Annotated in this window: 16 protein-coding genes and 1 pseudogene; 10 read left to right on the forward strand and 7 right to left on the reverse strand. The window is 53.8% G+C overall.

Features of this window, described 5'->3' with window-relative positions; translation table 11 throughout:
* The first annotated feature begins 2 nt into the window (after nt 1–2).
* The 3 genes from H3L92_RS02510 (at nt 3) to H3L92_RS02520 (ending at nt 2,824) form a co-directional block, all read left to right on the forward strand.
* Nucleotides 3–344, forward strand: a complete 342-nt coding sequence (locus H3L92_RS02510) for a hypothetical protein (protein WP_085365761.1) — start codon at nt 3–5, stop codon at nt 342–344.
* Nucleotides 345–366: 22 nt separating this feature from the next.
* A complete protein-coding gene (locus tag H3L92_RS02515; RefSeq protein WP_085365762.1) occupies nt 367–1,359 on the forward strand; it encodes a restriction endonuclease in 993 nt (330 codons plus the stop codon).
* 133 nt (nt 1,360–1,492) lie between these two features.
* A complete protein-coding gene (locus H3L92_RS02520) occupies nt 1,493–2,824 on the forward strand; it encodes a DUF3482 domain-containing protein (protein WP_085365763.1) in 1,332 nt (443 codons plus the stop codon).
* A 512-nt stretch (nt 2,825–3,336) separates the two neighbouring features.
* On the opposite strand, the gene H3L92_RS02525 is transcribed toward H3L92_RS02520, so the two are convergent.
* The 6 genes from H3L92_RS02525 to lgt form a co-directional block, all read right to left on the reverse strand.
* On the reverse strand, nt 3,337–4,710 hold the full coding sequence (locus tag H3L92_RS02525; protein ID WP_085365765.1) for a calcium-binding protein: 1,374 nt from the start codon (nt 4,708–4,710) through the stop codon (nt 3,337–3,339).
* Between the two features lie 224 nt (nt 4,711–4,934).
* Nucleotides 4,935–5,804, reverse strand: coding sequence for an acetyl-CoA carboxylase, carboxyltransferase subunit beta (gene accD / locus H3L92_RS02530; RefSeq protein WP_085365766.1), 870 nt, complete (start codon nt 5,802–5,804; stop codon nt 4,935–4,937).
* 26 nt (nt 5,805–5,830) lie between these two features.
* Nucleotides 5,831–6,625, reverse strand: coding sequence for a tryptophan synthase subunit alpha (trpA, locus tag H3L92_RS02535; RefSeq protein ID WP_085365767.1), 795 nt, complete (start codon nt 6,623–6,625; stop codon nt 5,831–5,833).
* A 319-nt stretch (nt 6,626–6,944) separates the two neighbouring features.
* On the reverse strand, nt 6,945–7,976 hold the full coding sequence (gene trpD / locus H3L92_RS02540) for an anthranilate phosphoribosyltransferase (protein ID WP_085365768.1): 1,032 nt from the start codon (nt 7,974–7,976) through the stop codon (nt 6,945–6,947).
* A 46-nt stretch (nt 7,977–8,022) separates the two neighbouring features.
* Nucleotides 8,023–8,607, reverse strand: coding sequence for an aminodeoxychorismate/anthranilate synthase component II (locus tag H3L92_RS02545; RefSeq protein WP_085365769.1), 585 nt, complete (start codon nt 8,605–8,607; stop codon nt 8,023–8,025).
* A gap of 68 nt (nt 8,608–8,675) precedes the next feature.
* A complete protein-coding gene (gene lgt / locus H3L92_RS02550; protein ID WP_085365811.1) occupies nt 8,676–9,533 on the reverse strand; it encodes a prolipoprotein diacylglyceryl transferase in 858 nt (285 codons plus the stop codon).
* Nucleotides 9,534–9,771: 238 nt separating this feature from the next.
* On the opposite strand from lgt, the pseudogene H3L92_RS13125 reads away from it, so the two are divergent.
* Both H3L92_RS13125 and putP read left to right on the forward strand, forming a co-directional pair.
* Nucleotides 9,772–9,939, forward strand: a pseudogene (locus tag H3L92_RS13125) (lipoprotein signal peptidase).
* A gap of 10 nt (nt 9,940–9,949) precedes the next feature.
* The gene (putP, locus tag H3L92_RS02555; protein WP_085365770.1) at nt 9,950–11,446 is read left to right on the forward strand and encodes a sodium/proline symporter PutP; all 1,497 of its coding nucleotides are present in this window, start codon (nt 9,950–9,952) and stop codon (nt 11,444–11,446) included.
* 128 nt (nt 11,447–11,574) lie between these two features.
* On the opposite strand, the gene H3L92_RS02560 is transcribed toward putP, so the two are convergent.
* Entirely contained in the window at nt 11,575–12,231 is a 657-nt protein-coding gene (locus H3L92_RS02560; RefSeq protein ID WP_115336283.1) for an OmpA family protein, read from the reverse strand.
* 270 nt (nt 12,232–12,501) lie between these two features.
* On the opposite strand from H3L92_RS02560, the gene glyQ reads away from it, so the two are divergent.
* From glyQ to glyS, 5 genes are all read left to right on the forward strand, one after another.
* On the forward strand, nt 12,502–13,407 hold the full coding sequence (gene glyQ, locus H3L92_RS02565; RefSeq protein WP_085365772.1) for a glycine--tRNA ligase subunit alpha: 906 nt from the start codon (nt 12,502–12,504) through the stop codon (nt 13,405–13,407).
* 76 nt (nt 13,408–13,483) lie between these two features.
* Nucleotides 13,484–15,334 carry a lipid A export permease/ATP-binding protein MsbA gene (gene msbA, locus H3L92_RS02570; protein WP_085365773.1) on the forward strand — a complete coding sequence of 617 codons (1,851 nt, stop codon included), beginning with the start codon at nt 13,484–13,486 and terminating at the stop codon, nt 15,332–15,334.
* Between the two features lie 95 nt (nt 15,335–15,429).
* The gene (locus H3L92_RS02575; protein ID WP_085365774.1) at nt 15,430–18,198 is read left to right on the forward strand and encodes a glycosyltransferase; all 2,769 of its coding nucleotides are present in this window, start codon (nt 15,430–15,432) and stop codon (nt 18,196–18,198) included.
* Nucleotides 18,199–18,317: 119 nt separating this feature from the next.
* Nucleotides 18,318–18,902 (forward strand): virulence RhuM family protein, encoded by a 585-nt coding sequence (locus tag H3L92_RS02580; protein WP_085365775.1) that lies wholly within the window; start codon nt 18,318–18,320, stop codon nt 18,900–18,902.
* 51 nt (nt 18,903–18,953) lie between these two features.
* A complete protein-coding gene (gene glyS / locus H3L92_RS02585; protein ID WP_085365776.1) occupies nt 18,954–21,014 on the forward strand; it encodes a glycine--tRNA ligase subunit beta in 2,061 nt (686 codons plus the stop codon).
* Nucleotides 21,015–21,091 lie beyond the last annotated feature (77 nt).

Below are 21,091 nucleotides of genomic sequence, written 5' to 3' on the forward strand. Positions count from 1 at the left end.
ATATGCAAATCGGTATTTTTTGGTTTTATAAAAACCAAGTTTTGGGGATTGCTCATGATGTTGATTTTGGGCAGGTTGATTCATTGGGGTTGGTGGATAGCCCGTTTACCCATGTCGATTACTGGCCGACTATACAAAAGCGCATTCCGGAATTAGCAGAAATAGAATATGAGCATATTCCCCGTGGCTGGATTGTTTATGATAAAAATAGAGATAGTTTCTTGGTTTATCTTGATGAAAAGCTATACTTTCAAGAACAAGCACGAAAAATCTGCGATTTTTTTGATGCGGGGGCAGATATAAACAAAGTGCTTTTTAAGAAAGACCCGCATTATCAAACGTAACTTACTCACGGATAATGAAAAAATGAATATTTTGATGGTACGCAGCCCTTTGCTTGCAGTTAACGAAGGCTATGTAGGATATGGCTGGTCGAAAGTGGATTTTTCCCAATATCAAGATACCGAAGCTTTGTTTGAAGCATTTAAACAACACTACCCGAATGGTATTGGCAGGCAAAAAAATAACATCCAGCGGTTTTTTAATTTGAAGGAAGGGGATATTGTGATTGTTCCGTCCAGCAAATCGGTCAGCATCGGTGTTGTTAAGGGTGAGAAAGCATTTAAACCGGAATGGGCAAAAGATGATGCTTGTAATTTGGTGCAGGTGGAATTTTATAAAATTGGGGGGCGTATTTTAAAAATAGGCCGTGACCAGTTAAAACAGCAATTGGGAAGCAGATTAAAGCTTAGATCCGCAATTGCAGACTTGAATGAATTTGAACCCGAAATCAGTAGGGTGATTGATTCAATCCAGAAGACAGGGGAGGCTTACCGACATTCCAGTTATTTTTCAGAGCAAATTGAATTAGCAGAGCAAAAGTTTAGAAAAGAGTTGCACCAATCTATTTGTAAAGGCACAACATGGTTAAAGCCCGGTGGAATGGGCTTGGAAAATCTGATTAAGGAAATGCTTGAGCTTGATGGGTATAAGGCCGAAATTAAATCGAAAAAACAATCTCCCGATATTTCAGATATAGATATTGAAGCCGAAAAGGTAGATAGATTTTCTGCAACCTATTTGTTAATACAGGCCAAACACCATAGAGGCGAAACCAACGGGCACGGTTTGAAACAACTGATTGCCTACAAAAAAAATAATGATGTAGCCTACCAGAAATGGTTGATTACAACGGCAGCAGTTTCAGATGAAAATAAACAATTGGCCAAGCAAAACAATATTGAAATTATGGAAGGCGAAGAGTTGGTAGGTTGGATATATGAAAGCCTTCCCTACCTATCAGAAAAAACCAAACAAGCATTGGGTATTGTGGAAATTCCGTCATTATTGAAACAGTAGTCGGTTTGAGGATATGGCGGGCGAATGCCCGCCATTAAGGCCGTCTGAAAAATCCGTAGGCTGGGCTTTAACCCGGCTGTTCCAATCATAAAAACTTGCCTGTTCAGATATAAATTCAGAATAACCTATAGTTATGCAAAACAAACCCCTATCCCTAGCCGTGGTCGGCCACACCAACACCGGCAAAACCTCGCTGCTGCGCACGCTGCTGCGCGACAGCCGTTTCGGCGAAGTGAAAAACGCGCCCGCCACCACCCGCCATGTGGAGCAGGCGGCGATTAACGACGGCGGCGAGACGCTGGTGTATCTCTACGACACGCCCGGGCTGGAAGATGCGGGCGGCGTGCTCGACTGGCTGGAAGCAAACACTTCTAGCCGTTCAGACGGCATCGAGCGTTTGCAGCAGTTTCTCGAAAGCCCGGAAGCGGCGGGCGATTTCAATCAGGAAGCCAAAGTGCTGCGCCAGCTGCTGCAAAGCGATATGGCGCTGTATGTGGTGGACGCGCGCGAGCCGGTGCTGAACAAATACAAAGACGAACTAACGGTTTTGTCGTGGTGCGCCAAGCCGGTGATGCCGGTGTTCAACTTTATCGGCGGGCAGGATTTGAGCGGGTGGACGACGATGCTGGCGCGGCGCACGCTGCACGTTTACAGCGGTTTCGACACCGTGGCCTTTGATTTCGAAGGCGAAATCCGCCTGTGGGACAACCTGGCCACCATGCTGCCCGAGCGCGGTATTATCGACCGCCTGATTGCGATGCGCCGCCGCGAATGGCAGCAGCTCGACCGCGAGGCGCGCAGCGAAATCGCCCATTTTCTGCTCGATGTGGCGGCCTACAAGCAGGAAATCGATGAAGAAGACAATCCCGAGCCGGTGCTGCAAACCATGCAGGCGGCCGTACGCCAGCTCGAGCGGCAGCTTCAGCAGCAACTGTTCCAAACCTACCGTTTCTACCATAACGAAATCGACACCGGCGAATGGGCGCTTAAGGCGTTCCGCCAAGACCCGTTCGACGCTGATTTGCTGAAAGAATACGGCATCCGTACCGGCACCGGCGCCGCTACCGGCGCATTAATCGGCTTGGGCGTGGACATGGTTACGCTCGGCGGCTCGCTCGGTTTGGGCACCGCCATCGGCGGCGTGCTTGGCGGTGTGCTGCCGAATATGCAGACGATTACCGACAAACTGTCGGGCAAACAAACCCTGCATATCGATCCGGAAACCCTCACCCTGCTGGCCGCCCGCGCCCTCGATCTGCTGGCCGCCCTGCAAACGCGCGGCCATGCGGCGCAGGCCGAAATCAGGATGCAGAGCGGCAAAACCCCGTGGCAGGCCGCGAAACTGCCGTCCGAGCTGAATAAGGCCCGCAGCCAGCCGAAATGGTCGTCGCTCAACACCCACCTGCCCGAACTGAGCCGCCGCGAGCGTGCGGATGCGGCAAAAGGGCTGGCGGCGAAGCTATAAACGGCGTAGGGCGTTGGCCGGGTTTTATGTTTCGTTGTTATATATCGTCATACTCGGGCTTGACCCGAGTATCTTTTTTCCTTTTACGCCTTGTTTTGGCTGCTTCTAAGGATGAGGTTTTTTGAAGAAACGGTTTGATTTTTGCAAAGGCCGCAGGTTGTTTCCAATTTGATGACAAGATACCCGGGTCAAGCCCGGGTATAACGAAGTTGGATGTTTCAGACGGCCTGAATAAATTTTGCAAAGGCATCGGTCCGATTGAGTGTTATAACGGTTTTGGGGTTTATAAAAATCAGGCCGAGACCTTTGCAAAATTATTTTAGGCACCTAAAACACTTGCGTCATGCTCTGGCTTGCCCCGAGTATCTGTTTGTTTTAGAAGACAAAGAGATACTCGGGTCAAGCCCGAGTATGACGAAATATCATACATTCAGGATTAAAACGACTTTTTTGCAAAGGTCTCAGGCCGTCTGAAAAATTCAGACGGCCTGTTTGTTTAAGCTGTTTCAAACTTAAATAATGCCTTGGGTTTGGGTTTGCTGGGCGATCTGCTCCTGGCTTACCGCAGCGTAGCCGGTGTCGATGCCGTAGCTGCCGATGGCTTTGTCGATGGCGGCGCTGTTCCACACGGTGCCGTCGTCGAAGTTAAATTCTTCGATACGGTAGGCTGCGCTTTCAAACCAGTTGCTCACCGTTAAAATATCCTGGCTGTTGGCAGAGATGGTCAAATCGTTGCCTGTGCGCGAGAAGCTCAAATCAGAGGCTTGCAGGCCGTGCCAGAATTCGATGACGTCGTGGTTGCACGGGTCGGTGTCGAAATCGCAGATGGTGTCGTGGCCGTAACCTTTGTTGAACACATAGGTGTCGTTGCCTTCGCCGCCTTCGAGATAGTCGTTGCCTTCGCCGCCGTCGAGCCAGTCGTTGCCGCCTTTGCCGATGAGGCGGTCGTTGCCGTCCATGCCGCGCAATTCGTTGTTGCCGCCGTTGCCGAGGATTTCGTTGTCGAGGCTGTTGCCGGTGCCGTTGAGGTTGGCCCATTCCATCAGAATCAGGTTTTCAACGTTGTCGGGCAGTTCGTAATCGATGTAGGTGCGCACGGTGTCGGTGCCTTCGCCGGCGTTTTCGATAACGCAGTCGCCTGTTTGCTCGACCATGTAAACGTCGTTACCCAAACCGCCGCGCATGATGTCGTCGCCTGCGCCGCCGTTGAGGTAATCGTTGCCGTTGCCGCCGTAGAGGGTGTCGTTACCGGCTTGGCCGTAGAGGGTGTCGCCGTTGTTGTCTCCGTGGAGGGTGTCGTCACCCGCGCCGCCGTAAATCACGTCGGGGCCCGTGTGGCCGAAGATTTCATCGGCTTGGTTGGTGCCGTAAATGGTGTCTTTTTGATCGGTGCCGTGGATTTGGCCGATTTCGTTGGGAATGCCGTTGAACACGTTGCCCGGGTTTTTATCGATGCTGCCGAAGCTGTTGGTGGGGTTGTCGTTGTTGTCTTTGCAGTCTACGCAGTTATCTTTGGAATCGGGATTCGGATTCGGTTTCGGCTCGGGCTTGGGTTCCGGTTTCGGCTCGGGCTTGGGCTCCGGTTTCGGCTCGGGCTTGGGCTCCGGTTTCGGCTCGGGCTTGGGTTCCGGTTTAGGCTCCGGTTTCGGTTGGGGTTTGGGTTTTACAGGCGGGCAGTAGGGGATATAGTCTTTGGGAAAGCAGAAAATGTCCCAACCGCCTTTGCCGCCTTTTTTGCCTCCCTTGCCGCCTTTACCGCCGTGCTGCTGATAGCCGTGGCCGAAGTAGCTGCCGTAGCTGCCGCCTTGGTAATAGCTTTTGGCCGACGGTGCGCAGAATGCGGCGCTGTAACCTTTATAGCCGTATGAAGAATAGCCGTAGTTCATAATAACACTCCCAAAATGTAAGTTTTGTTATAAAAATGCCCGCAGAGCCGGAGCCTTGCGGGCGGTGTAGCTTGAACTTTTATTCTATTCCATCATTATATGATTTAGGGGTATTCCGATTTAATGGCTTATTTTGGGAATAAATGGCAATGTATTAACGTATATGAATATTATGCTATTTATTTTATGACGTTGATTTTTCGATATGATGTTCCGGTTAAAAATCAGGCGGCGTGAACAGGTTCTTCGCGGCGCAGCAGAGTAATCAGGTCGGTGATGCGCTGCTTCATTTCTCGGCGGTCGACGATTTGGTCGATGGCGCCTTTTTCGAGCAGGAATTCGGCGCGCTGGAAGCCTTCGGGCAGGGTTTCGCGCACAGTCTGCTCAATCACGCGGGGGCCGGCAAAGCCGATTAGGGCATTGGGTTCGGCCATAACGATGTCGCCCAAAAAGGCGAAGCTGGCGGATACGCCGCCCATGGTCGGATCGGTGAGCACCGAAATAAACGGCAGGCTTTTTTCGGAAAGCAGGTGCAGGGCGGCGCTGGTTTTGGTCATCTGCATCAGCGAGTTGAGGCCTTCCTGCATACGCGCGCCGCCGGATGCGGCCACGCAGATGAAGGTGCAGCGGTCGGCTACGGCGCGGCGCACGCCCTGAACGAAGCGCTCGCCCACCACCGAACCCATCGAGCCGCCGATAAAGCGGAATTCGAAGGCGGCCACCACAACGGGCAGGCCGTTCATGGTGCCTTTCATCACCACTAAGGCATCGTCTTCGCCGGTGGATTTGCGTGCGGCGGTGAGGCGTTCGGGGTATTTTTTGCTGTCTTTGAATTTCAGCATATCGACGGGTTTGACGTTGGCGCCGATTTCTTCGCGGCCGTTTTCATCTAAAAGGATATTGAGACGTTCGCGGGCGGAAAGGGCGTTGTGGTGGCCGCATTTGGGGCACACTTGCAGGTTTTGCTGCAAATCGGTCGAGTAGAGGGTGGCGGCGCACGAAGGGCATTTGTGCCACAAGCCTTCGGGTACGGTAGATTCGCTTTTGTCGGCGCGCTTGATTTTCGGGGGGAGGATTTTGTCTAACCAGCTCATGTTTGCTCCTTAGCTAGAAGATGTTTTCAGACGGCCTGTGCAACGGCGTCTTTTAGTTGTTTCACCAACGCGCCGACGGCTTCTGCTTCGCGGCCTGCGTTGTTTTCGATTTCTTGCACGATGCGGCTGCCGACGATGGCGGCATCGGCAACGGCGGCGATTTTGCGGGCGCTTTCGGCATTGCTGATGCCGAAACCTACGCCGATGGGCAGGGCAGTATATTTGCGTAAAAGCTCGATTTTACGCGAAACGGCTTCGGTATCCAACTGTGCGGAACCGGTTACGCCTTTGAGCGACACATAATATACGAAACCGCTGGCGAGCTTGCCGATGGCGGCCATGCGCGCTTCGCCGGTGGTGGGGGCGACCAGAAAAATGCAGTCCAAGCCGTTTTGGCGCAGGGCATCATGCAGCGGGGCGATGGTTTCGACGGGCGAATCTACGGTTAACACGCCGTCAACGCCTGCTTCGGCGGCGGCGCGGGCGAATTCGGCATAGCCCATTTTATGCACGGGGTTGAGATAGCCCATCAATACTACGGGGGTGGTTTGGTCGGTTTGGCGGAATTCGCGCACCACGGCCAACACGTCTTTCAACGAAACGCCTTGCGCCAAGGCACGTTCGGCGGCGCGCTGGATGGTGGGACCGTCGGCCATCGGGTCGGAAAACGGCACGCCCAGTTCGATTAAATCGGCACCGTTGGCAGCCATGCTGTGCATGAGTGCGAGTGTGGTGCGGGTGTCGGGGTCGCCGACGGTGATATACGGAATCAGGGCTTTGTTACCGCCCAGCGCGTTGAAGGTTTGCTGGATTCTGCTCATGGTTCAAGGTGCGGCGGCCTGTGTTTCAGACGGCCTGAAGATATGGAATAAGAAAGCGGCAAGTATAACATTGCTTTGATTTTGCCTGAACGATAATTTACACAATCCGCACGCGTGTTGAAAATGCCGCCGTTGCGGTGTTTTGTTATGGATATTGTTAATTTTTTCAGACGGTTGCGGGCAAACGCGTTTGGCAGGAAACGATGGTGAAGTTTTTGCAAAATTTGTTTGGGCCGTCTGAAAGCTGCCTGCCGTTATGTTTGTGCATAACGGCAGGCAGCTTTTAATTTTGAGAGGCAAAGGCAGGGCGGGGCAGCGGTTAGGACGGGCAGTTTTGCGTATAGGCCGTAAATTCGGCCTGCTTGGCTTTGGCCTTGCCCGAATCGATGGCTTCGGCGGCGGCCTGAACGCCGCTTGCCAGCGAAGGGACAACGTTGCCCGCATACAGGCAGGCGGCGGCGTTGAGCAGCACGATGTCGCGCGCGGCGCCGGGTTCGCCGGCCAAAATACGGTTCATCAGGGCGAGCGATTCGGCGCTGTTGCCTACGCGTATGCCGTCGAGGTTGGGGCGGGTGGTTAAGCCGAACTGCTCGGGGGAAATATCATATTCGCTGATGGTGCCGTTATGCAGCTCGGCCACGCGGGTGGGGCCGGTAACGGTGATTTCGTCGAGGCCGTCGCTGCCGTGCACCACTAAAACGTGCTGCGAGCCGAGCTGTTGCAGCACGCGCGAGAGTATGCCGCACAAGTCGATGTGGAACACGCCGAGCAGTTGGTTCGGTGCGCCTGCGGGGTTGGTGAGGGGGCCTAACACATTGAAAATGCTTCTGAAGCCCAGCGATCGGCGCACGGGGGCGACGTGGCGCATGGCGCTGTGGTGGTTGGGGGCGAACATAAAGCCGATGCCGATGCCGTCGATGCTGCGGCCGACTTGCTCGGGCGTCAGCTCGAGATTAACGCCCATTTGTTCGAGCACGTCGGCGGCACCGCTCGACGACGACACCGAACGGCCGCCGTGTTTGGCCACTTTTGCGCCTGCGGCGGCGGCTACAAACATGGCGGTGGTGGAGATGTTGAACGTTTTGGCGCCGTCGCCGCCGGTGCCGACGATATCGACCAAGTGCGTTTTGTCGATAACGGGCACGGGGGTGGCGAACTCGCGCATCACGGCGGCGGCGGCGCTGATTTCGGATACGGTTTCCACTTTGATGCGCAGGCCGGTCAGAATGGCGGCCAGTTGTTCGGGCGGCACTTGGCCGCTCATGATTTGGCGCATCAGGGCGGTCATTTCGTCGTAGAAAAGTTCGTTGTTGTCGATCAGGCGGGCGATGGCCTGTTGGGGGGTAATCATCGGTTTTCCTTGAGGGCGGGGCGTTTCAGACGGCCTGTTTGAGTGTTTAGGCCGTCTGAAAGCCTGCGAATTCTTTTAAGAAATTAGCCAACATTTCATGGCCGTGTTCGGTGAGCAGGGCTTCGGGGTGGAACTGTACGCCTTCGATGGGCAGCGTTTTGTGGCGCACGCCCATGATTTCGCCGTCGTCGGTCCAAGCCGTGATTTCGAGGCAGCTTGGCAGGGTGGGGCGGTCGATAACGAGGCTGTGGTAGCGGGTGCAGGTTACGGGGTTGGGCAGGTTGTGAAACATACCTTTGTTTAAGTGGTGCACGGGCGACACTTTGCCGTGCATCAGCGTTTTTGCGCGCACAACGTTGCCGCCGAAGGCTTCGCCTATGGTTTGGTGCCCCAAACAGATGCCCATAATCGGCAGTTTGCCGGCGAAATGCTGCATGGCGGCTATGGAAATGCCCGCTTCTTTGGGCGTGCAGGGGCCGGGGCCGATAACCAGGTATTGCGGCTTGAGCGCGGCGATTTCTTCGAGCGTGATGTCGTCGTTGCGGCGCACTTCCACTTCTTGGCCGAGTTCGGCGAAATACTGCACGATGTTGTAGGTGAAGCTGTCGTAGTTGTCGATCATTAGAAGCATGATGTTTCAGCCTGTTATTGTTTTCAAAGATGCCGTCTGAAACGGCGCGGCGTTTGATAAAGCGGCTTTCAGACGGCCTTCTCGTTGCGTTTGCCGAAATAGATAAAGCCGATGATGCCGAGAATAATCATCGGCAGGCTCAGCCATTGGCCCATCGACAGGCCCAGCGTGAGCAGGCCGAGATAGTCGTCGGGCTGGCGGGCGAATTCGGCGATAAAGCGGAACACGCCGTAGCCTGCCAAAAACACCATAGACACCTGCCCGACGGGGCGCGGTTTGCTGGAAAACAGCCACACAATCACAAACAGGCAGATGCCTTCGAGCGCAAACTGGTAAAGCTGCGAAGGATGGCGCGGCAGCATGCCGTATTGCGCCAGCCAGGCCGCCCATTGCGGGTTGTGGGCTGCGGCGGCTGCGTCTTCATAAGCGGCCTGTGGGAAGCCCATCGCCCAAAAGGCGTTGATGTCGGTTACGCGGCCCCACAGTTCGCCGTTGATAAAGTTGCCGATGCGGCCGGAAGCCAAGCCCAAAGGCACCAGCGGGGCAACGAAATCGGCCACGCGCCAGAAGCCGGTTTTATATTTGCGGCCGAACAGCCACATGGCAGCCAACACGCCCAAAAAACCGCCGTGGAACGACATGCCGCCTTCCCAAACTTTCAAAATATCGGCGGGGTTTTCCATATAGTAGGAAAACTTGTAAAACAAAACATAGCCCAAGCGGCCGCCCAAAATCACGCCGAGCACGCCCCAAGTGAGGAAGTTGTCGAGCATTTCTTTGGTAAACACTTGGCCGCCGCGGTCGATGCGGCGCCGGCCCAGCCAGATAAACAGAACGAAGCTGACGATGTAGCTGAGCGCATACCAGCGTATCGCCAACGGGCCGATGCTGATTAATTCGGGGCTGAACTCTGGGTGTATCATCATAACGGAATACCTTGTGCGGGTGCGTTTGCGGGCAGCCATTATAACAGAGGCCGTCTGAAACGCAGGAAGCGGTTTAAAACGTGCGGGCTTGTGCTTTGGCCGAACGGTATGTTTTCAAGCGGTTAACTTCGTCTAACCAATCTTGACGGATAGTGGCGCTTCGGGTTAAATGCCGCAGCAATACCCGCCGCAACATATCGGGCAGGTATTAACCGCCGTTTCAGACGGCCTGAGACCTTTGCAAAACCCCCATCTGCGGCGCATTTCTGCGTTGTGCGCTGCTCGCTCGCTTGCCTAACTCCATGTTATGTCTGCGCTCGCTGCGCTGCTACGCCTTGAACTGCATCCACATCTGGGGGTTTTGCAAAGGTCTCGGCCTTTTCAGAAAAATATATTTGAGAGTTAAAGAGGTTTTTATGGGTGCATTCAATCCGATGTACGTTACTTTCGGCATCTATCTGGTTGCCGTGTTGCTGATTGGTTTGGCAGCGTACTTTTCTACCCGCAATTTCGACGACTATATCCTCGGCGGCCGCAGTTTGGGCAGCTTCGTTACCGCGATGTCGGCGGGCGCTTCCGATATGTCGGGCTGGCTGCTGATGGGCCTGCCCGGCGCGATTTACGCCTCCGGCCTGAGCGAAGCGTGGATTGCCATCGGCCTGACCGTGGGCGCGTATTTCAACTGGCTCTTGGTGGCGGGCCGCCTGCGCGTGCACACCGAATACAACAACAACGCGCTCACGCTGCCCGATTATTTCTTCCACCGCTTCGGTGCGGGCGGTCGGGCCATGAAAGTGATTTCCGCCTCCATCATTCTGTTTTTCTTCACGATTTACTGCGCTTCCGGCATTGTGGCGGGCGCACGCCTGTTTGAAAGCCTGTTCGACGTAACCTACACCCAGGCCATGTGGCTGGGCGCGGGCGCAACCATCGCCTATACCTTTATCGGCGGCTTTCTGGCCGTAAGCTGGACGGATACCGTGCAGGCTACGCTGATGATTTTTGCCCTGATCGTTACCCCTATTATGGTGTATCTGGCTTTGGGCGGCGCCGATGAAATGAACGCCGCCATCCAGAGCGTGGCCGCCGCCACCGGCAAAGAATACGGCAGCCTGCTGGCCGGCACCACCCTGATGGGCATTATTTCCACCGCCGCATGGGGCTTGGGCTATTTCGGCCAGCCGCACATTCTCGCGCGCTTTATGGCGGCCGAAAACGTGAAATCGCTGGTGTCCGCACGCCGCATCGGCATGACTTGGATGATTCTGTGCCTCGCGGGCGCGTGTGCCGTGGGTTATTTCGGCATCGCCTATTTCGGCGGCAACCCCGAGCAGGCGGGCGCGATGGCGGGCAACAACGAGCGCATCTTTATCGCGCTGACCACGCTTTTGTTTAACCCGTGGATTGCCGGCGTGATTCTTTCCGCCATTCTCGCCGCCGTGATGTCCACCCTGTCGTGCCAGTTGCTGGTGTGTTCGAGTGCCATCACCGAAGACTTCTACAAAGGCTTTCTGCGCCCCAATGCGCCGCAGCAGGAATTGGTGTGGATAGGCCGCATTATGGTGCTGGCCGTGGCCGTGATCGCCATCATCATCGCCGCCGACCCCGAAAGCAAAGTGTTGGGCTTGGTGTCTTACGCTTGGGCGGGTTTCGGCGCCGCATTCGGCCCGGTGGTGATTTTGTCGGTATTCTGGAAACGCATGACCGCCGCCGGCGCACTGGCCGGCATGATTGCCGGTGCCGTTACCGTGGTGGCGTGGAAGCCCTTAACCGGCAGCAGCCTCTATGAAATCGTGCCCGGCTTTATCGCCTGCTTTATCGCCATCGTGGCGGTGTCGCTGATGGGCAAGGTTTCCAAAGAAGTGGAAAACAAATTCGAAGAAGCCGACAAGGCTTATCAGGCCGCAAAATAAGCGGATTGGCAGGCTGTTTGAAGTTCAGACGGCCTGAGCGACTTGCAAAGGTCTCAAGCCGTCTGAAAAATAAAATAGAAAAAGCCCGGGTATAACAACCGGGCTTTTTCCATTAAGCAAACAACAGCTTATTCCAGAACCACTTCCACACGGCGGGCTTCGGCGTTGTTGCCGCTGCCTTCGGCATTTTCAGGTTTGCGCAGCTCGATTTGCGATTCGGGCACACCCAAACCCAACAGGGCATCGCGCACGGCAAAAGCGCGTTTTTTCGACAGCTCTTCGTTTTTCGTGCGGTTGCCGGTGGCATCGTGGAAGCCCGAAACCACGGCTTTTTTGCCTTCTTTCGCGCCGGCCAGCACGTCTTTCAGGGCTTCTTCGGCATTGGCGGCCAAATCGGCTTTGCCGGTGGCGAAGTAGAATTTCACCACACCGTTTTCAACCACTGCTTGCGCGCCGTCGCCGGCAGCGGCGGTTTGGGTGTCGGCCAGAATCTGTTCGGCGGCGGCACCGGAGGCGGAAGATTCGGCAGCGGATGCGGCGGCAGGTGCGGCAGCCGAAGCCTCTGAAGGTGCAGAGGCCTGTATTTCGGGTGCGGAAGCCACGGCAACGGTTTCTTCAACCACCACCGCCGAAGCCTCTTGGCCGTAGCCGGGCGAGCCTTCGATTTTGCCGTTTTCCCAACCCCAAACGGCATAAAAAAGAATCGACAATACCGACAGCGCCGCTGCGCCGCCGGCAATCCATAAACCGATGCGCTGTTCTTTGTGGTCGTTGTTGTCCGACATTTCCTTTTCCTTTGAATAGATTATGAATAGATGAAAAACCTGCCGCATTATACCCAAAAATCCGTGCAAAGAAAGTATGAGGCCTTTGCAAACCCGCATCTGCGGCGTATTTTAGGGTACTGCCCACCCGTTTGGCCTTCTATTGGATATGTCTGCGCCCGTGCCCGCCGCATCGGGCGGCAGGCCGGGCTGTGGCACAAACCTATCCAAAAAACCGCCGAAACAGTAAAATGCAGGCTTTTCTTGATTATCTGAACTCCGGCAACCATCATGCTCACCTTCCAACAAATCATTTTCAAACTGCAAACGTTCTGGGCCGACAAAGGCTGCACCATCATCCAACCTTTCGATATGGAAGTGGGCGCGGGCACCAGCCACCCGGCCACCTGCCTGCGCGCACTCGGCCCCGAGCCGTGGTTCGCCGCTTATGTGCAGCCTTCCCGCCGCCCCAAAGACGGCCGCTACGGCGACAACCCCAACCGCCTGCAACACTATTACCAATTTCAGGTGGCCTTGAAGCCCGCGCCGGCCGATATTCAGGATTTATATCTGGATTCGCTGCGCGAATTGGGCATCGACCCCAAAGTGCACGACATCCGCTTTGTGGAAGACGACTGGGAAAACCCCACCCTCGGCGCATGGGGCTTGGGCTGGGAAGTGTGGCTCAACGGTATGGAAGTTACCCAGTTTACCTATTTCCAGCAGGTGGGCGGCATCGACTGCTCGCCCGTGCTCGGCGAAATCACCTACGGCATCGAGCGTTTGGCGATGTATCTGCAAGGCGTGGAAAACGTGTATGACTTGGTGTGGAGCCGCACGCCCGACGGCCAAACCGTTACCTACGGCGACGTTTACCACCAAAACGAAGTGGAACAGTCAACCTACAATTTCGAATACAGCGATGCTGAATGGCTGCTGCGCCAGTTTAACGACTACGAAGCCCAAGCCAAACGTTTGCTTGAGGTGGAAGACGCAAGCCTGGCGCTGCCCGCTTACGAATTGGTGCTCAAGGCCGGCCACACCTTCAACCTGCTGGACGCCCGCGGCGCGATTTCCGTTACCGAACGCGCCGCCTATATCGGCCGCATCCGCGCCTTAAGCCGCATCGTGGCGCAGAAGTTTGTGGAAAGCCGCGAGAAGCTGGGTTTCCCGCTGCTGAAGCAGCAAGCCGCTTAAAACAAGGTTTCAGACGGCCAACCCTTTTGAGGCCGTCTGAAAACGCCTTGCAACATTCCCACACGGCTCGGACTTTATGATAGAAAAACTCACCTTCGGCCTCTTTACCAAAGAAGATTCGCATAACTTTATGCGGCTGATGAAATATGTGCGCCCGTATAAAGGCCGCATCATTTGGGCATTAATCGCCATCTTCGGCGTGGCCGCCACCGAAAGCTATCTGGCCGCCTTTATCGCGCCTTTGGTCAATCAGGGCTTCGCACCGCCCAGCGCGCCGCCGGAACTCAACACCGCCACCGGCATCATCGCCACCCTGCAAAACTGGAAAGCGCAGTTCACCTATATGATTTGGGGCACGCCCGAAAAAGTTTGGGTGGTGCCGGTGTTTTTCATCATTTTGGTGATGATACGCGGCGTTTGCCGCTTCGCCAGCACTTATCTGATGACTTGGGTTTCGGTAATGGCCATCAGCCATGTGCGCCGCGATATGTTTGACAAAATGCTGTTGCTGTCGTCGAAATTCCATCAGGAAACACCGTCGGGCCATGTGTTGATGAATATGGTTCAGATGGCCGAACAATCCATCAGCAACGCCAGCAACGTGTTTATCACCCTTACGCGCGACACCTTGATCGTTATCGGCTTGGTGTGCGTGCTGCTGTATCTCAACTGGCAGCTCAGCCTGATTGTGGCGTTGATGTTCCCGCTGCTGTCGCTGCTGTCGCGCTATTACCGCAACCGCCTCAAAAACATCATCGCCAGCTCGCAGCAAAGTATCGGCACGCTCAACAACGTAGTCAACGAAGTCCATCAGGGGCACCGTGTGGTAAAACTGTTCGGCGGCCAAAAGCAGGCGGCCGACCGCTTTGCCGAAGTGAACAACACCATCGTGCGCCTGGGCAAAAAAATCACCCAGGCCACCGCCGCCCGCTCGCCGTTCAGCGAATTAATCGCCTCTTTCGCTTTGGCGGTGGTGATTTTCATCGCCCTTTGGCAAAGCCAGCAAGGCTACACCACCATCGGCGAATTTATGGCCTTTATCGTGGCCATGCTGCAAATGCTCAGCCCGATTAAAAACCTCGCCAACATCAGCATCCCCATGCAAACCATGTTTCTGGCTTCAGACGGCGTTTGCCAGTTTTTAGACACCGAGCCGGAAAAAGACACCGGCACCCAAACCCTGCAAAACGTTTCAGGCCGTCTGAAATTTGAAAATATTGATGTGCGCTACCGTGAAGACGGCAAAAAAGCCTTGGATAACTTCAATCTGGAAATCAGCCCCGGCGAGCGCGTGGCTTTGGTGGGCCGCTCCGGCAGCGGCAAAACCACCGTGGTAAACCTGTTGCCGCGTTTTGTCGAACCCAGCGCCGGCACGGTTTATCTCGACGGCACCAATATCGCCGACCTCACCCTGGCCAATCTGCGCGAACAGTTTGCGCTGGTGTCGCAAGACGTATTCCTGTTTGACGACACCCTGCTGGCCAACGTGCGTTACAGCCGCCCCGAAGCGAGTGAAGAAGAAGTGCTGGCCGCGCTTAAAGCCGCCAACCTGCAAGACTTGGTAGGGAACTCACCGCACGGCTTGCACCAACCCATCGGCGCCAACGGCAACCAACTCTCGGGCGGCCAGCGCCAGCGCGTATCCATCGCCCGCGCCATCTTGAAAAACGCCCCGATACTGCTCTTGGACGAAGCCACCAGCGCGCTTGACAACGAATCCGAACGCCTCGTCCAGCAAGCCTTGGAAAACCTGATGCACGGCCGCACCAGCATCATCGTCGCCCACCGTTTGAGCACCATCGAGCAGGCTGACCGCATCATCGTGATGGACGACGGCCATATCATCGAGCAAGGCTCACATCAAGAGCTGATAAACAAAGGCGGCTACTATGCCGCATTGAGCAATATGCCGAAAGTGGGCGGGTAAGCCCTCTTGGTTTTAACCGCCATATTGTTTTTATGGGTTTCAGACGGCCTTAAGGTTGCCTGCCAGGCCGTCTGAACCATAACCGAAAGAATACCATGAACGCTATCCGACACCCGCTCGTTTCCGTGATGATTCCTTATTACAACTGCGAGCAATACATCGCCGAAACCATCGCATCGGTGGAAGCGCAGCACTATCCCAATATCGAAATCATTATCGTAGACGACGGTTCGCGCGAAGAAAGTGCGGCATTCTTGGCCGAATTGCTGAAGAGCAAACCCGCCATACGTCTGGCCGCCCAAAACAACCGCGGCGTCGCCGCCGCCCGCAACCACGCCGCCCGCTTGGCCAAAGGCGAATATTTTCTGTTTCTCGACGCCGACGACCAAATCCTGCCCGACTATATTCAAAAAAGTGTGGAAATACTGGAAAGCAATCCCGATTGCAAGCTGGTGTATCCGCAGGCGGAGTTTTTCGACTCCAAAGAAGGTTTTTGGCAGCTGCCGCCTTACGAAGGCATCAAAAGCCTGCTAACCGGCAACTGTTTCCCTTCATCCGTTTCCATGCACCGGGCCGCCGATTTCAAGGCTTTAGGCGGGTTCGACGAAAACTTCACTACCCATGAAGACTGGGATTTCTGGATCCGCCTGTTAAGCGGCGGGGGCAAGGTTTATCAAATACCCGAAGTGCTGTTCCGCTACCGCAAACGCCGCGACGGCTCGTCGCTTATCGACAGTTTGGAACATAACCGCAAACAAAAGCAGGAAGACTTGCAACGTGTTTACGAAAAGCACAGCAGCCTGTTTCTGCAACACGAATTGGGCTATTGGAATCATCTTCAAACATTGGCACAAAATTGGCAGCTTGCTGCCGACAACAAAAAATTGCAAGAACAAAGCGCAGCAGATCAAAAACACAACCGGCAATTGCAGGCCGATTTATCCCAAGCTTTGCAGCAGACCGATACCTTACAGCAGCAATCAACAGACTTACGCCAACAGCTTGACAGTTTTCGGCAAGAAAAACACAAGCTGGAACAAACTGTTGCCGAACTAAACAACCGCATCCAACATGAAGTTCGAATTTTTGGCAAATATAAAGGTTTATTAACCGTTAAAACGTTCAAGCCTCTTATCAAAACCGAGCAGGCCATCAGCTCGGCTAACCGTTACCGTAAACTGTTTAGGGATCTGATTAAAGAAAAAGGCAGCATCGGCAAAGCTTACCAAACCTGCCGCCATACCTATAAAGCCTCGGGTATTCGTGCAGTTAAGGCCTTGTTGCGCCAGCAAAACTTGGATTTGCAAGCAGTTGAAGCATTGTCAATCGACAATGCAAGGGATGGTTTTGTTATTTTAGCCACCAAACACACCCGTTATATTGCACAACTGGTTGGTAGTGCCCTGAAAAAAGTTGATATTCAATCGACTATTCTCTTCGATATGCCCAAAGAAGGGTATTCAAACAAATGGCACATAGTTATCTGCCCGCAGATGTTTGAAACCTTGCCGCCGCATTATCTGGCCTTTCAAATGGAACAATCGGTTTCCAGCAGATGGTTTACCGAGGCATATTTCCAACGTTTACACCGCGCAGCACACGTTTTCGATTATTCCATTACGAACATTGCCTACTTACAAGAACACCGGCTTCCTTTCAAAAAACTACATTATCTGCCGGTGGGTATGCTGCCTCCGCTTAGTCAAAACCAAAGCCAAGACTTCGAATTTGACGTTGCTTTTTACGGCGACCCCAGTTGCGAGCGCCGGCAATTGTTTCTTCAAAAATTGAGTGAAAAATTTTCTGTTAAAGTTATTTCTGAAGTATTTGGGGACGAACTGCACGATTTATTGAAAAAAGCAAAAATCGTGGTCAACATTCATTATTATGAAAATGCTTTATTAGAAACCACCCGTATTTATGAATGTTTGTCTTTGAATAAATTAGTTGTGTCGGAGCAAGGCAGCGACCAGCATGAACATTCAGAGCTGGAAAACATTGTAGATTTTGTGGAAATCGACGATATCGAAGCAATGATAGCGCGTATCGGCTATTGGCTGAATCATGCCGATCAGTTTGACACCCGCTTGCAAGCCATTGCCGACTTTCAACAGCAGCCGGATAAATTCCAGTTTTATTTCTACCGCTTTTTGCTCTCCCAAGATTTGATTGATTTTGAAACTTTTTACCGCCTGTGTAGCAATTATATTAAGCCCCAAGGCAACTTTTGGTGTCTGAGCCTGCCGGAATCCATCAGCAGAAGGCAAGATTTCGACCGAGACAATCATTACGATATTTGGGTGTTTCCCGGCCTGCGGCATAATATCGGCTGGGTTGGTTGTGGTTTAAGCTACAAATTCATGATGCGCGTAGCCGAAGATTTAGGCCTCCCCCATGTTACTATTTGTGAAGACGATGTTTTATTTAACAATACATTCGAGCAGCGTTATACCCATATTAAACAAACTCTGTCCGCTACAAACGAACCATGGGATGTTTATTCCGGATTGATTGCAGATTTGTCGGAAAAAACCGATATTTCCCAATCTGCTATTCATAGCGATAAGGAAAATTTCTACGGTATCAACCGGTTGGTTAGCATGGTGTTTAATATCTACAACCATTCTGTATATTCTAAAATCTATTCTTGGAATGAGAACGACCGTTTATTCCATAATACGATAGACCGCTATATTGAACAGCACGGAGGTATTCAGGGTGTGATTACTTCTCCGTTTTTGGTTGGCCATAAAGAGGATTTGTTTTCCACTTTATGGGGAACGCAAAATACTGCTTACAAGGAAACGATTGCCCGAAGCCAAAACTTGTTGGATAAAAAAATAGCTGAATTGAATCAAGATTGATGGAAACTAATAATATATTGTTCAGATGTTTTTTTATCTCAATGTTATTTGCAATTGATAAATATATGCTTTGTAAATAACCGGATGAAGCTATAAAGCAAAGTAAAAAGAAAACGCTTATGAACAACCCCATCGAAATTTACCAAACCGCCGACGGGCAAACCCAAGTGGAAGTGCGCTTCGGGCAGCAGACCGTTTGGCTGTCGCAGGCGCAGATGGCGCAACTGTTTGATACCAGTAGTGACAACATCAGCCAGCACTTAAAAAATATTTATGCAGAGCAGGAATTGGATGAAGCGGCAACTACCGAGGATTTATCGGTAGTTCGCCAAGAAGGTACGCGCCAAGTTACCCGTAAGCTGAAATATTACAGTTTGGATGCCGTTATTTCGGTGGGTTACCGCGTCAAATCCAAATATGCAACACAATTCCGTATTTGGGCAACCGGCCGTTTGAAAGACTATCTGCTCAAAGGCTACGCACTCAATCAAAAGCGTTTGCAACAGAATGCCGACGAGCTGCATCAGGCCTTGGCGCTGATTCAAAAAACCGCCGCTTCGCCCGAGTTAACCATACAAAGCGGGCGTGGGCTGGTGGATATTGTCAGCCGCTACACGCAAACGTTTTTGCGGTTGCAACAATATGCCAAACAAAAAGACATTTTAATCCGCCTGATGATGCATATGCTCAATCAGGCCGTCTGAAAGCCTGTTAAAACAATCTTAACCAAACAAATGCCACAGAAAGCAACAACAATGACCCAAACCCTGTTAATCGAACTCTTAACCGAAGAGCTGCCCCCCAAAGCCCTGAATAATCTCGGCAACCATTTTGCCGCCGCCATTGCCGAAGGGCTGGAAAAAGCGCAGTTAACCGACGGCGAAACCGACTACACCGCCTATGCCTCACCGCGCCGTTTGGCGGTGCAGGTAAAAAACGTGAAGCCCGTGCAGGCCGACCAGCAGGTGGTGAAAAAAGGCCCGTCGGCAGCAAGCGGTATGAAAGACGGCGCGCCCACCAAGGCCTTGGAAGGTTTCGCCCGCGGCGCCGGTGCCAAAATCGAAGATTTGAAAATCATCCACGACGGCAAGCAGGACGTGTTTGCCTATGAATACACCCAAACCGGCAAGCCTTTGGGCGAACTGCTGGAAGACATTCTCAATCAGGCGGTAAAAAAACTGCCGATTCCGAAAGTGATGCGCTGGGGCAGCAGCACCCACACCTTCGTGCGCCCCGTGCACGGCTTGGTGGCGCTGCACGGCAGCGAAGTGGTGCCGGTGAACGTATTGGGTTTGCAGAGCCGCAACTTCACCCTCGGCCACCGTTTTCTTTCAGACGGCCAAATCGTATTGGCCAACGCCGACTCTTATGCCGGACAACTGAAAAACGAAGGCAAGGTCATCGCTTCGTTTGCCGAGCGCAAAGCCGCCATTCAGACGGCCTTAAACCAACAGGCAGGCCGCTTGAACGCCACGGTGGCTGCCGACGAAGCGCTGCTCGACGAAGTCACCGCGCTGGTGGAATGGCCGGTGGTGCTGGAAGCCGGTTTTGAAGAGCACTTCCTCGCCGTGCCGCAGGAATGCCTGATTCTCACCATGCAGCAAAACCAGAAATATTTCCCGCTGCTGGATGCTTCGGGCAAGCTCATCAACCGCTTCCTGCTGGTGTCCAATTTGCAGGCCGAAGACCCGTCGCACATTATTCACGGCAACGAGCGCGTGTTGCGCGCGCGGTTGGCCGATGCCGAGTTTTTCTACAAGCAAGACCAAAAAGCCACGCTTGAGAGCCGTTTGCCGAAACTCTCGCAAGTGGTTTACCACAACAAACTGGGCAATCAGGCCGAGCGCATCGAACGGTTGGCCGCCATCAGCCGCCACATTGCCGCCGCCTTGGGCACCGATGCCGGTACCGCCGAGCGCGCCACCCGCTTGTCCAAAGCCGATTTGGTAACCGAAATGGTGGGCGAATTCCCCGAGCTGCAAGGAGTTATGGGCAAATACTACGCCCGCTTGGACGGCGAGCGCGAAGAAATCGCCAACGCCATCGAGCAGCATTACTGGCCGCGCTTTGCCGGCGACAAACTGCCCGAAGGCAAGATAGCCACCGCCGCCGCGCTGGCCGACAAACTGGAAACGCTGGTCGGCATTTGGGGCATCGGCCTGATTCCCACCGGCGACAAAGACCCCTACGCCCTGCGCCGCTCCGCTTTGGGCATTCTGCGCATGCTGATGAACAGCGATTTGAGCATCAGCAACGTGCTGCAAGCCGCTTATGCCACTTTCCCCGCCGGCAAGCTGGCCGGTAACACGCTCGCCGAAGTGGCCGAATTTATGCAGGCGCGGCTGGCGGTGCTGCTGCAAAACGACTACCCGCAAGACGTGGTGGCCGCCGTGCTGGCCAAGCACCCCGACCGCCTCAACGATCTGCCTGCCAAGCTGCAAGCGGTAGAAGCATTTAAAAAGCTGCCCGAAGCCGCCGCGCTGGCCGCTGCCAACAAACGCGTGCAAAACCTGCTGAAAAAAGCCGATGCCGAACTGGGTGCAGTCAACGAAAACCTGTTGCAGCAGGCCGAAGAGCAGGCGCTGTTTGCCGCTTCGCAAGCCTTGCAGCCGAAAATCGCCGCCGCGCTGGCCGCGCAGGATTTTCAGACGGCCTTAACCGAGCTGGCCGCCATCAAACCGCAAGTCGATGCCTTTTTCGATGGCGTGATGGTGATGGCCGACGATGCCGCAGTAAAACAAAACCGCCTCAACCTGCTCAACCAGTTGGCGGGGCAGATGAACGCGGTGGCCGATATCGCGCTGTTGGGCGATTAATGCGCTTTTAGTTAATCAATTGAAGAAAAAGAACATATGTACGTCATGCCCGGGCATGACGGAAAACCCATATCTTT

Origin of the sequence: Neisseria dentiae (assembly GCF_014055005.1) — a bacterium.
GTDB classification, from domain to species: Bacteria; Pseudomonadota; Gammaproteobacteria; order Burkholderiales; family Neisseriaceae; genus Neisseria; species Neisseria dentiae.